Source organism: Pseudomonas sp. B40(2017), assembly GCF_002112855.1.
Classification (GTDB): Bacteria; Pseudomonadota; Gammaproteobacteria; order Pseudomonadales; family Pseudomonadaceae; genus Aquipseudomonas; species Aquipseudomonas pharyngis.
In genome coordinates, this window is the sequence record NZ_NEIT01000006.1 from 476,855 (window position 1) to 490,372 (window position 13,518).

Annotated in this window: 6 protein-coding genes; 5 read left to right on the forward strand and 1 reads right to left on the reverse strand. The window is 61.6% G+C overall.

What is annotated here, in order from left to right; all coding sequences use genetic code 11:
- The first annotated feature begins 68 nt into the window (after positions 1-68).
- The gene (gene dnaB, locus CAF76_RS19220; RefSeq protein WP_011332193.1) at positions 69-1,466 is read left to right on the forward strand and encodes a replicative DNA helicase; all 1,398 of its coding nucleotides are present in this window, start codon (positions 69-71) and stop codon (positions 1,464-1,466) included.
- 9 nt (positions 1,467-1,475) lie between these two features.
- Here the strand turns inward: dnaB and CAF76_RS19225 are convergent, their stop codons facing one another.
- Complete coding sequence (locus CAF76_RS19225; protein WP_143491822.1) at positions 1,476-3,857, reverse strand: hypothetical protein; 2,382 nt, start codon at positions 3,855-3,857, stop codon at positions 1,476-1,478.
- Positions 3,858-4,214: 357 nt separating this feature from the next.
- Here CAF76_RS19225 and CAF76_RS19230 point away from each other — a divergent pair, with 357 nt between their 5' ends.
- The 4 genes from CAF76_RS19230 to CAF76_RS19245 all read left to right on the forward strand — a co-directional run bounded on the left by CAF76_RS19230 (position 4,215) and on the right by CAF76_RS19245 (position 13,473).
- Positions 4,215-6,518 (forward strand): YgiQ family radical SAM protein, encoded by a 2,304-nt coding sequence (locus tag CAF76_RS19230; protein ID WP_085648074.1) that lies wholly within the window; start codon positions 4,215-4,217, stop codon positions 6,516-6,518.
- Positions 6,519-6,729: 211 nt separating this feature from the next.
- Complete coding sequence (locus CAF76_RS19235) at positions 6,730-10,005, forward strand: DUF2126 domain-containing protein (RefSeq protein ID WP_085648075.1); 3,276 nt, start codon at positions 6,730-6,732, stop codon at positions 10,003-10,005.
- An 88-nt stretch (positions 10,006-10,093) separates the two neighbouring features.
- Positions 10,094-12,580 (forward strand): circularly permuted type 2 ATP-grasp protein, encoded by a 2,487-nt coding sequence (locus CAF76_RS19240; protein ID WP_085648076.1) that lies wholly within the window; start codon positions 10,094-10,096, stop codon positions 12,578-12,580.
- On the forward strand, positions 12,580-13,473 hold the full coding sequence (locus CAF76_RS19245; RefSeq protein WP_085648077.1) for a transglutaminase family protein: 894 nt from the start codon (positions 12,580-12,582) through the stop codon (positions 13,471-13,473). Before CAF76_RS19240 ends, CAF76_RS19245 begins: the two co-directional genes overlap by 1 nt.
- Positions 13,474-13,518: the final 45 nt, after the last annotated feature.

Consider the following 13,518-nt stretch of genomic DNA (forward strand, 5'->3'; position numbering starts at 1 on the left):
CGATCCTGTTTACAGGTCGTGCCCTTTGTCTTTCTGCACTCCCTGCTTTTCCTGATTAAAAAGTGGCCATGAACGAAATCTCCGCTCCCGAGCAATACGATCTGCAAACCGCTGCGCTGAAGGTGCCGCCGCATTCCATCGAGGCCGAACAGGCCGTACTCGGTGGTCTGATGCTGGACAACAACGCCTGGGAACGCGTGCTCGATCAAGTCTCCGACGGCGATTTCTACCGACATGACCACCGTCTGATTTTCCGTGCGATCGCCAAACTGGCCGATCAGAACTTGCCGATCGACGTCGTGACCCTTGCCGAGCAACTGGACAAGGAAGGACAGACCTCGCAAGTCGGCGGCCTCGGTTACCTGGGCGAACTGGCGAAAAACACGCCGTCCGTCGCCAACATCAAGGCCTATGCGCAGATCGTCCGCCAGCGTGCGACGTTGCGTCAGTTGATCGGTATCAGCACGGAAATTGCCGACAGCGCCTTCAACCCTGAAGGTCGCACCGCCGAGGAAATCCTCGACGAAGCCGAGCGGCAGATCTTCGCGATTGCCGAAGCCCGGCCGAAAACCGGCGGCCCGGTGGGGGTGAATGACCTGTTGACCAAGGCCATCGACCGCATCGATACCCTGTTCAACACCGCCGACTCGATCACCGGCCTGTCCACCGGCTACACCGACCTCGACGAGAAAACCAGCGGACTGCAACCGGCCGACTTGATCATCGTCGCCGGCCGTCCTTCGATGGGTAAGACGACTTTCGCGATGAACCTGGTGGAAAACGCCGTGTTGCGCAGCGACAAGGTCGTGCTGGTGTACTCCCTCGAGATGCCAGGCGAATCGCTGATCATGCGTATGCTGTCGTCCCTCGGTCGTATCGACCAGACCAAGGTGCGTTCCGGCCAGCTGGAAGACGACGACTGGCCGCGCCTGACCTCGGCGGTCAACCTGCTCAACGACCGCAAGCTGTTCATCGATGACACCGCCGGCATCAGCCCGTCGGAGATGCGTGCCCGGACCCGGCGTCTGGTGCGCGAGCACGGCGACATCGGCCTGATCATGATCGACTACCTGCAGCTGATGCAGATCCCGGGTTCCAGCGGCGACAACCGGACCAACGAGATTTCCGAGATCTCCCGATCCTTGAAAGCCCTGGCCAAGGAATTCAACTGCCCGGTAGTTGCTCTGTCGCAGCTTAACCGCTCCCTGGAACAACGTCCCAACAAGCGCCCGGTGAACTCCGACTTGCGGGAATCCGGAGCGATCGAGCAAGACGCCGACGTGATCATGTTCGTGTACCGGGACGAGGTGTATCACCCGGAAACCGAACACAAGGGCATTGCCGAAATCATCATCGGCAAGCAGCGGAACGGCCCGATCGGCTTCATCCGCCTGGCCTTCATCGGCAAGTACACGCGTTTCGAAAACCTCGCGCCGGGCAGTTACAACTTCGACGACGACGAGTAATGCAATTGATCACGCCAGATGATCAAACAGTTTCTGGGCAACCCTTGGGCTGATGAGTTCTCGCCAGATCCGTTGGTGGGGCCGCCCAGCCTGTTCTTCGCGCTGTTGAAACGAGCTGCCGAGCAGGCGCTGCTCCAGCGTTTTCAGATGTGCACCCTTGACGGTGTAATCCAGCGCAGCGCGGTCTTGCCTGTCGTAATGAAAGTGGGCCTCCCACAATGGTGTGTTGTCCGAGCGGTCCATGATCGAATAGACGTCGAGAAATGACCTGTCTTTGCCCTTGCCCAGTTGCCTGCGCGCCACCGTTTTGACCACCTTGAGCTGGGCGTGATCGAGCAGGAAGCTCAGGCGCGGGACGTCCAGCACATCCTTGTTTTTATACATCCGTATCAGAATGTCCTGGCCTTCGGCGTCCATTGAGTCGCCGGCAGCTTTCAGACGCCCGATCAAACCTGTGGTTTCAGCGTCTACTGCCATTTGATCGAGGGTCTCGAGGCGTTTCGCCAGATCTGTGAGTCGATCCACCTCGGCCCCCAGGTATTCGACAATGGTGGTCGGGTTGTCCCTTCGGTTTTCCATCATCCTTGCCTGGGCAAGATGCGCCTCCACGTTGCCAAGGCGTGCTGTGGCTTCGTTCATCAGCTGAGGTTTGGGAACCGGTGCCGGGGCGGGGCGCACTGGCCGCCATTCACCCTCTCTCTTCTCGTACCGTTGAGGTGGATCGTTCGGTTTGAAGATGTCGGGAACATTGAGCGTGACTCTGCCGTCCGCAGCGGTGTCCTGAACGCCCACCAGTACCCGGTAGGTGCCATGTTGACGGGTTCGGAACAACTTTCGCGGCGCTGCGATTTCGGCGGCTCCTGAAGGTTGCGCCGGGAGGAAGTCGAAGTCGATATCATGATCGTCGCCAGGCAGTTCGTTGTTGCTGCCAACCCGATCATAGATTTCATTCAGCCGGGTTTCGATTTTCGATTCGAAGGTATCCATCAGTGACAGTGCCTGATTGACGTACTCTGCCTTTGTAGGGGGTGTCGAAGTGATCAATGCCAACAATCCGGCCCTGTCGCTTTTGATGCTCTCGATCGCCAGTTGCAGCGCGAGAGGTTCGGGATATCCGGAAACTTCGTTCAGGTCATGTTTGAGCAAGTGCATCGACATGGCAGTGCGCATGCCATGATTTGACGGGTTTTGTGGATCGTCGGAAATCAGGCGCAGGAAAATGTTGTATTTACTGGTGTTGATCTGGTCAACAGTGGGGATTCCGCGATTCATGTCATCCAGCTCCCCTTGGGCGCTACGATCAGCTTTTAGAATCTGATCCATCACAGCCTGGCGATCGTCCATGATCTTCAGCTTTTTGTTGAGATGGACAAGGTTGCGCTTCAGCGACTCGACGGTAATCACATCCAGGGTTGGCAGAACCCTGCGATCCATGACAGCAATCAATTTGTTGAGGTAGTCGATTCTGTTGATCTGCTGAGCATGAAGCTCGGTTTTGTAGAGCCCGCCAGCCTTGAGCAGTAGCAACCAGTCCTTGTTATCGATCAGTGATTTGACGTGATCGGCCTGCATTCTTGTGTGTTTGATCAAATGCACTTCGAGTTCGATCAGCGCGGCTTTCTCGGCGTCACTTCCCTCAGGCAGGTGTTCGGCGCTGGCCCAGAGTTCGCCATAGCGCCTGTTGGATGCGGCCAGGGCATCGAAGGCGTTCCTGATGAATTCATGCCGTTGAAGCAGATAGGCTTTGCTGTCCTGAGCTTGCGCGTTGCGACGCATGCCACCCTTTAGTCCGTCGAGACTGAAACCCCAAAAACCGTCGGACGTGCGAGCAATGGCAAGCGTTTCACCGCCCCGACTGGCGCGGTAGATGTTTTCGCTGTCAGTGGCGACAGGATCTTTCGGCCTGACCACCCGCCAGACCTTGTGTGCGGGAGAGGATGCATCGACGTCCTGCATTACTTGATAGGCCTGGCTGTCGATGATCACGTAGCGCTTACCTTCGAAGCTGTGCAGACCGTCACTGTCCGGCGCGACACCGACGAAATTCAGAGGCGTCCTGAACGCTTCCAGTCGACTGGAAGTCAACGCAATGGGTTCAGCCTCGAAATCATCCACCGGATGCCATCGCTTGTTTTGGGGATCCTGAACGAGAACAGGGCCCGAGGGATTCAATTCACTGCTCAGCCTTGCCCGGTAAAGTCGGCTGTCAGGGTCCAGGCCAACCTGCAGGACGCTGCCATCGTACGCATCGACGAACAGCCGCCCCTTGAAGTTTCTGAAGCCTTGCGCATCGGCCTCTGGCAGTTGCGACCCGAAACGGATGCGATAGGTATCAAACGAAGGACGTACCGGTGTTGCCCTCGGGGAGGAATGGATTTCGTCGAAGGTCACGGCTGGTGCGGGAGAGATTGTGTCCGGGTCTGCAAATGCCGGAGTCCTGTCCGGTGCAGGTTGAGAAGGGGGGCGGCGTACGACCGGGGGAGTTAGAGGCGAAGCGGGGGGCTGTGGTGAACGGTTGGTCGCTGAAGTCGAAGGTGGATTGTGAACTTCGACGGTGGTGACGCCTCTGGAGGGTGGTTTTACAGGCATGTGTATTCATCCTTGAATAAGTCGTGAACCCATTTGTTGAACAAAGTGCTTGGCCGTGGACGAGGCTGAGAGAAACCGACCACAGTCGTCGGAATTGGTCAAAATTTGTGCTATATTCCGCGCCCGCGAATTCAATGAAAGCCAACACCGGTTATCGACATGCAAGCAGCCAAGCCGTTATTTGACTATCCAAAATATTGGGCCGAATGTTTCGGGCCAGCGCCGTTCCTGCCGATGAGCAGGGAGGAGATGGATCAGCTTGGCTGGGATTCCTGCGACATCATCATTGTTACGGGAGATGCCTACGTCGATCACCCGTCGTTCGGCATGGCGATCATCGGCCGGCTGCTGGAGTCGCAAGGCTTCCGCGTCGGGATCATCGCGCAGCCTAACTGGCAGTCCAAAGACGACTTCATGAAGCTCGGCGAGCCGAACCTGTTCTTCGGTGTCGCGGCCGGCAACATGGACTCGATGATCAACCGTTACACCGCGGACAAGAAAATCCGTTCCGACGACGCCTACACCCCGGGCGGCATGGCCGGCAAACGTCCGGATCGCGCGAGCCTGGTCTACAGCCAGCGCTGCAAGGAAGCCTACAAGCACGTGCCGATCGTGCTCGGCGGTATCGAAGCCTCCCTGCGTCGCATCGCCCACTACGATTACTGGCAGGACCGCGTGCGCAACTCGATCCTGATTGACGCCAGCGCCGACATCCTGCTGTACGGCAACGCCGAGCGGGCGATTGTCGAAGTCGCCCAGCGTCTGTCCTACGGTCACAAGATCGAAGACATCACCGATGTGCGCGGCACCGCGTTCATCCGTCGCGACACACCCGCGGGCTGGTACGAAGTCGACTCTACGCGCATCGACCGTCCGGGCAAGATCGACAAGATCATCAACCCGTATGTGAACACCCAGGACACTCAGGCTTGCGCGATCGAGCAGGAGAAGGGCCCGGTTGAAGACCCGGAAGAAGCCAAGGTCGTGCAGATCCTGGCCAGCCCGAAAATGACCCGCGACAAGACCGTGATCCGCCTGCCGTCGATGGAAAAGGTGCGTAACGACCCGGTTCTGTACGCCCACGCCAACCGCGTGCTGCACCTGGAAACCAACCCGGGCAACGCTCGTGCGCTGGTGCAGAAGCATGGCGAGGTAGACGTCTGGTTCAACCCGCCGCCGATTCCGATGACCACTGAAGAAATGGACTACGTGTTCGGCATGCCTTACGCACGTGTTCCGCACCCTGCGTACGGCAAGGAAAAAATCCCTGCCTACGACATGATCCGTTTCTCGGTGAACATCATGCGTGGCTGCTTCGGTGGCTGCACCTTCTGCTCGATCACCGAGCACGAAGGCCGGATCATCCAGAACCGTTCCGAAGAGTCGATCATTCGCGAAATCGAAGAGATCCGCGACAAGGTGCCGGGCTTCACCGGCGTCATCTCCGACCTCGGCGGCCCGACCGCGAACATGTACCGCATCGCCTGCAAGAGCCCGGAAATCGAATCCGCGTGCCGCAAGCCGTCCTGCGTGTTCCCGGGCATCTGCCCGAACCTGAACACCGACCACTCGTCGCTGATTCAGCTGTACCGCAGCGCCCGTGCGTTGCCGGGTGTGAAGAAGATCCTGATCGCCTCCGGCCTGCGTTACGACCTCGCGGTCGAGTCGCCGGAGTACGTCAAGGAGCTGGTGACCCACCACGTCGGCGGTTACCTGAAGATCGCCCCGGAACACACCGAGGAAGGTCCGCTCAACCAGATGATGAAACCGGGGATCGGCACCTACGATCGCTTCAAGCGCATGTTCGAGAAGTACACCAAGGAAGCCGGGAAAGAGCAGTACCTGATTCCGTACTTCATCGCCGCGCACCCGGGCACCACCGACGAAGACATGATGAACCTGGCCCTGTGGCTCAAGGGCAACGGCTTCCGCGCCGATCAGGTGCAGGCGTTCTATCCGTCGCCGATGGCCACCGCCACCGCGATGTACCACTCGGGCAAGAACCCGCTGCGCAAGGTCACCTACAAGAGCGACGGCGTGACCATCGTCAAGAGCGAAGAGCAGCGTCGTCTGCACAAGGCGTTCCTGCGTTATCACGACCCGAAAGGCTGGCCGATGCTGCGTGAAGCGCTGACCCGCATGGGCCGTGCCGACCTGATCGGGCCGGGCAAGAACCAGTTGATCCCGCTGCACCAGCCGGCCACCGACAGCTATCAGAGTGCCCGTCGCAAGAACTCGACGCCGGCCGGCAGCCACAAGGTCGCGAAAGAGAAGACCACCAAGATCCTCACGCAGCACACCGGTCTGCCTCCGCGCGCCAGTGACGGCGGCAATCCTTGGGACAAGCGTGAACAGGCCAAGGCCGCGGCATTCGCCCGCAACCAGCAGGCCGCCAAGGAGCGCAAGGAAGCGGCGAAGGGCAAAGGCCCGAAACCGGCACGCAAGCCGGTCGTACCGCGCTGAAATGCACTTGAGCTGAACAGAACGCCAACCTTCGGGTTGGCGTTTTGCGTTGTGCCTCGCAACATTTGCGTGCAACTGTGCCAAACCATTTCACCGCATCGCCCGATTTTGGTGCTGTACTGCCCTAAGCATTCCGGGAAAGCGCCCAAGCCTCTGCATGGCATAAGTCTTGCGCGCTTTCGAATACGCTTGGGCTCGCAGGAGGCACGCCGTGTCGATTCATGTCGCATTGCATCACGTCACGCATTACCGCTACGACCGCGCTGTCGAACTCGGCCCGCAGATCGTGCGGCTGCGCCCGGCTGCCCACAGCCGTACGCGGATCTTGTCTTATTCACTGAAAGTCTCGCCCGAGCAGCACTTCATCAACTGGCAGCAGGACCCTCAGGGCAACTACCTCGCACGGCTGGTGTTCCCCGAGAAAACCGCCGAACTGCGGATCGAGGTCGATCTGCTGGCCGAGATGGCGGTGTTCAACCCGTTCGACTTTTTTCTCGAGCCCTACGCCGAGAAAATCCCCTTCGCCTACGCCGCCGATGAGCGCAAGGAACTGGCGCCGTACCTCGAAACCCTGCCGCTGACGCCGACATTCAAGGCCTATCTGGACGCCATCGACCGCACGCCGTTGCCGGCCGTGGATTTCCTGGTGGCGCTCAACCAGCGTCTGAGCGAAGACATCAATTACCTGATTCGCATGGAACCGGGTGTGCAGACTCCGGAGCACACCCTCGAGCATGCCTCCGGCTCCTGTCGGGATTCGGCGTGGCTGCTGGTGCAACTGCTGCGCAACCTCGGGCTGGCGGCGCGTTTTGTCTCCGGTTACCTGATTCAACTGACCGCCGACGTGAAAAGCCTCGACGGCCCGTCCGGCACCGAAGTGGACTTTACTGACCTGCACGCGTGGTGCGAGGTGTATCTCCCCGGCGCCGGCTGGATTGGTCTTGATGCGACGTCCGGACTGTTCGCCGGGGAAGGGCACATCCCGTTGGCCTGCAGTCCCGATCCGTCCTCGGCGGCGCCGATCAGTGGTCTGGTGGAGCCTTGCGAGTGCGAGTTCAGCCACGAAATGTCCGTAGAGCGGATCTGGGAAGCACCCCGGGTCACCAAGCCCTACACCGATGAGCAATGGCTGGCGATCCAGGCGCTGGGCCGGCAAATCGATGCCGATCTGCTGGAAGGCGATGTGCGCCTGACCATGGGCGGCGAACCCACCTTCGTGTCCATCGACGACCCCGACGGCGCCGAGTGGAACACCGCCGCGCTGGGTCCGGACAAGCGCCGGCTCTCCGCCGAACTGTTCCAGCGCATGCGCAAGCATTACGCGCCCAAGGGGCTGGTGCATTTTGGCCAGGGCAAATGGTATCCAGGCGAGCAACTGCCGCGCTGGTCACTGAATTGCTACTGGCGCCGCGACGGTGTGCCGATCTGGCACAACAACGCACTGATCGCCGATGAGCAGCAGGATTACGGCGCTACGGGTGAGCTGGCCGGGCGCTTTCTGGCGAGTGTCGCCGAGCGCCTGAAACTGCCGACACGCTTCGTGTTCCCGGCCTACGAAGACAACTTCTATTACCTCTGGCGCGAGGGCGCCTTACCGAGCAACGTCAGCGCCGAAGACTCGCGTCTGGAGGAGCCGCTGGAACGTGCGCGACTGCGCAAGGTGTTCAGTCAGGGGCTGGACAAGATCATCGGCCAGGTGTTGCCGCTGGCGCGCACCGCCAAGGGCGATCAGTGGCAGAGCGGGCGCTGGTATCTGCGCGATGAGCATTGCCGGCTGGTGCCGGGGGATTCACCGCTGGGCTATCGCCTGCCGCTGGGCTCGCAGCCCTGGGTGAAGGCAGCGGAGTATCCGTTCATTCATCCGAACGACCCGAACCAGGATTTCCCCGAGCTGCCCGAAACAGCGCAGCTCAACGATCACCGTGAGCCGGCTCCGGCAGACGAGCGTGTACCGAAGATCGATGAGTCCGCCGACTGGCTGACCCGCACCGCCTTGTGCGCCGAGGCCCGGGAAGGCCGGTTGTACCTGTTCATGCCGCCGCTGGAGCGGGTCGAGGATTATCTGGAACTGGTCGCGGCCATCGAAGCCACCGCCGAAGAGCTGCATTGTCCGGTGTTGCTGGAAGGCTACGAGCCGCCGAGCGATCCGCGCCTGAGCAATTTCCGCATCACCCCGGATCCCGGCGTGATCGAGGTCAACGTGCAGCCGTCCGCGACGTGGGACGAGTTGGTCGAACGCACCGAGTTTCTGTACGAAGAAGCGCGCCAGACCCGACTGTCCACCGAGAAATTCATGGTCGACGGGCGGCACACCGGCACCGGCGGTGGTAACCATTTCGTGCTCGGCGGCGCGACACCGGGCGACTCACCGTTTCTGCGCCGTCCGGACCTGCTGCGTAGCCTGATCAGTTACTGGCATAACCATCCTTCTCTGTCGTACCTGTTTTCCGGTCTGTTCATCGGCCCGACCTCTCAGGCGCCGCGGGTCGACGAAGCGCGCAACGACGCGCTGTATGAACTGGAAATCGCTTTCGCACAAATGCCGGCGCCGGGAGAGGAATGCCCGCCGTGGCTGGTCGATCGCCTGTTGCGCAATTTGCTGATCGACGTCACCGGCAACACCCACCGCGCCGAGTTCTGCATCGACAAGCTGTATTCACCGGACGGCGCCACCGGGCGCCTCGGCTTGCTGGAGTTGCGTGGTTTCGAGATGCCACCCCATGCGCGCATGAGCCTGGCGCAGCAGCTGTTGTTGCGAGCGCTGGTGGCGCGGTTCTGGCGCGAGCCCTATGCGCCGCCGAAACTGGCGCGCTGGGGTACGGAGCTGCACGACCGCTTCATGTTGCCGCACTTCATCGAACAGGACTTCGCCGACGTCATCGTCGAACTCAACAATGCCGGTTACCCCCTGCGTGCGGAATGGTTTGCGGCGCATCTTGAGTTCCGTTTCCCCAAGGTCGGCGATTACGCCGTCAACGGTATCGAGCTGGAATTGCGCCAGGCTCTCGAACCCTGGCACGTGCTGGGAGAGGAGGGCGCGGCGGGCGGCACGGTGCGCTACGTCGATTCATCGCTGGAGCGTTTGCAGGTCAAGCTTACGGGGCTGCCGCCGCAGCGCTATCTGCTGACCTGCAATGGCATCCCGGTGCCGCTGCAACCGACCGGACGGGTTGGCGAGTTTGTCGCCGGCGTACGTTTTCGCGCGTGGCAACCGGCCAACTGCCTGCAACCGACGATCCCGGTGCATGCGCCGCTGGTGTTCGACTTGCTCGATACCTGGATGCAGCGTTCGCTGGGCGGCTGTCAGTACCACGTCGCCCATCCGGGCGGGCGCAATTACGAGACGCTGCCGGTCAACGCCAACGAAGCGGAGAGCCGGCGCATGGCGCGGTTCTTCCGCATCGGACACACGCCGGGGAAACTTCCTGTACCGAACCTGACTATCTCCGACGAACTGCCGATGACTCTCGATTTACGACGTTTTTGATTCGTACACGACGCCCGGATTTTTCGTATATCCGGGTGTCATGTGCCTGCGTTAGTCTGACCGTTCCCTGCCGGCTGCCGAGCTTTCCATGCCTGACCTGCTTGACCGCTACCCGCTGACTGCGGGCACCTATCACGAACTGCTCGACGACAGCGGGGCGGTGCGCCCGCACTGGCGGCGACTGGTCGACCATTTGCAGCGCAGCACCCCGGCGCACCTGGTGCAGCGTCAGGCATTGCTGACTCGGCAGATTCAGGAAAACGGCGTGACCTACAACGTCTATGCGGATCCGAAAGGCGCGGATCGTCCGTGGGAGCTGGATCTGCTGCCCCACGTGATCGCTGCTGACGAGTGGCAGCAACTGTCCGCCGGAATCGCCCAGCGCGCGCGGCTGCTCAATGCGGTGCTGGCGGATCTGTACGGCCCGCAGCGGCTGATCAGCGAAGGGCTGCTGCCGGCGGAGCTGGTGTTCGGCCACAACAACTTCCTCTGGCCCTGTCAGGGCATTGCGCCGCCGGACGGGGCCTTTCTGCACCTGTATGCCGTGGATCTGGCGCGCACGCCGGACGGACGCTGGTGGGTGACGGCGGATCGTACCCAGGCGCCATCCGGCGCCGGTTATGCGCTGGAAAACCGCACCATCGTGTCCCGCGCCTTCCCCGAGTTGTATCGGGATCTGAAAGTGCAGCATCTGGCCGGATTCTTCCGCACCCTGCAGGAAACCCTCGCCCGTCAGGCTCCCTGCGACGATGACGCGCCGCTGGTGGTGTTGCTGACCCCGGGGCGCTTCAACGAGAGCTATTTCGAACATCTTTATCTTGCCCGCCAGCTCGGTTATCCGCTGGTGGAGGGCGGTGACCTGACGGTGCGTGATGCCACGGTCTACCTGAAAACCCTCAGTGGCCTGCGCCGGGTGCACGCGATCCTGCGCCGGCTCGACGATGACTTCTGCGATCCGCTGGAATTGCGCACCGATTCCGCGCTCGGCGTTCCCGGATTGCTGGACGCGGTGCGTCAGGGCCGGGTGCTGGTGGCCAATGCACTGGGCAGTGGCGTACTGGAGTCGCCGGGGCTGCTCGGTTTTCTGCCGAAGATCAATCAGTACCTGTTCGGCGAAGATCTGATTCTGCCATCCATTGCCACGTGGTGGTGCGGCGAAGCGCCGGTGTTGGCCCAGGCCCTGGAGAAACTGCCGGAGCTGCTGATCAAGCCGGCGTTCCCCTCGCAAAGCTTCCCTCCGGTTTTTGGCCGGGATCTGAGCGAAAAACAGCGTGAAAGTCTCGCCGCGCGCATGCAGGCCCGCCCTTATGCCTATGTCGCGCAAGAACTCGCGCAGCTGTCCCAGGCGCCGATCTGGCAGCCCGAGGACGGGCAACTGCAACCCCGGGCAATCGGCATGCGCATGTACGCGGTGGCCAGTCACGACGGTTATCGGGTGTTGCCCGGTGGCCTGACCCGGGTCGCGGCCGAAGCCGATGCCGAAGTGGTGTCGATGCAGCGCGGTGGTGCGAGCAAGGACACCTGGGTGCTGGGGGATCGGCCACCGAGCGGGGAACAGTGGAAAGCCCAGCGCAATATCGGCGTGCCCGATCTGGTGCGCCGCGATCCGTACCTGCCGTCGCGGGTGGTGGAAAACCTGTTCTGGTTCGGCCGTTACTGCGAGCGCTGCGACGACAGCGCGCGGCTGCTGCGGATCATGCTCGCGCGCTACGTCGACGGCGATGACCCGCAAGCCTTGCAGGCCGCTGTGGATCTGGGCGAGCGACTGATGCTGCTGCCGGACGAAGGTGAACTGCCGGAACGCTTGCTTGCGGCGCTGCTCGGCGAGGACTGGTCGTTCAGCCTGCGCTCCAACCTGCAGCGCTTGCAGTGGGCGGCATCGCAAGTGCGCGGCAAGTTGTCCCGGGAAAACTGGCAGGCGCTGGTGGAGCTGCAACGCGAGGCTTCGGAGCTGGACACCGACGAACCGGATTTCGGCGAGTTGCTGGATTTTCTCAACCGGCTAGTGATGTCGCTGGCGGCGCTGTCCGGGTTTGCCCTCGACGACATGACCCGTGACGAAGGCTGGCGCTTCCTGATGATCGGCCGGCGGATCGAGCGCCTGCAATTTCTCAGCAGCAGTCTCGCGGGTTTCCTGCGGGGCGCCGGGGCGTTCGATCAGGCCGGGCTTGAGTGGTTGCTGGAGCTGGGCAACAGCAGCATCACCTATCGCTCGCGTTATCTGGCGGTGGCGCAGTTGATTCCGGTGCTCGACCTGTTGCTGCTGGACGAGCAGAACCCCCATGCGGTGCTGTTCCAGTTGAAGCTGGTGACCCGCACCCTCAAGCGGCTGAATGATGACTTCGGTGTGCCGAGGGAGGCAGGATTGCCGCCGCTGGTCGAGCGTCTGGCGCGCTTCGACCTGAGCTGTCTGGAGAATCCGCTGTTCGGCGAATCCAGCGTGCGCGCGGCCCTCGATGGTCTGGCGGATCTGCTGCAGGAGATCGCCGACGCCAGCAGTCAGGTGTCGGACCGTCTGGCCCTGCGCCATTTCGCCCATGTCGATGATGTCAGCCAGCGTACGGTGTCCGTCTGATGAGCGCCCATTACCAGATCTTTCACGACACCTGCTATCGCTACGACAGCCCGGTATCCCTGGCCCAGCAACTGGCGCATCTGTGGCCGCGCGAGTGCGACTGGCAGCGCTGCACCGAGCAGCAATTGCTGATCAGCCCGCAGCCGACCACCCGCCGTGACGAGCAGGATGTGTTCGGCAATCCGCTGACCCGCCTGGCCTTCGAACGGCCTCACGATGAATTGCAGGTCAACGCACGGCTGACGGTCGAAGTGCTGGCGCGGCCCGTGGTGGATTTCCAGCAGTCGCCGGCCTGGGAACTGACCCGCAACGCGCTGACCTACAGCAGCCAGCCGCTGTCCGCTTCGTTGCTGGAAGTCTGTCGCTATCGATTTCAGTCGCCCTACGTGCATCTCAAACGCAGCTTCGTCGAGTTTTCGGAGAGCTGTTTCCCGGCCGGCAGACCGTTGATGCTGGGTGTGCAGGCCCTGATGCAGAAGATCTTCAGCGAATTCACCTTCGATGCCGAAGCGACCCAGGTCGCGACGCCGCTGGTGGAGGTACTGGAGCGGCGGCGCGGGGTCTGTCAGGACTTCGCGCACCTGATGCTCGCCTGTGTGCGCTCACGCGGGCTGGCGGCGCGTTACGTCAGCGGCTACCTGCTGACCCAACCGCCACCGGGGCAGCCACGGCTGATCGGCGCCGATGCGTCCCATGCCTGGGTTTCGGTGTTTTGCCCGGTGCTGGGCTGGGTGGATTTCGATCCGACAAACAATGTGCAGCCGGCACTGGAGCACATCACCCTGGCCTGGGGCCGGGATTTCTCCGATGTGTCGCCGTTGCGCGGGGTGATTCTGGGCGGTGGCAATCACGACCCGGAAGTCCGCGTCACCGTGTTGCCACTGGAGGAGTGAAGATCAAATGTGGGAGCGAGCTTGCTCGCGAAAGCAATTTTTCAG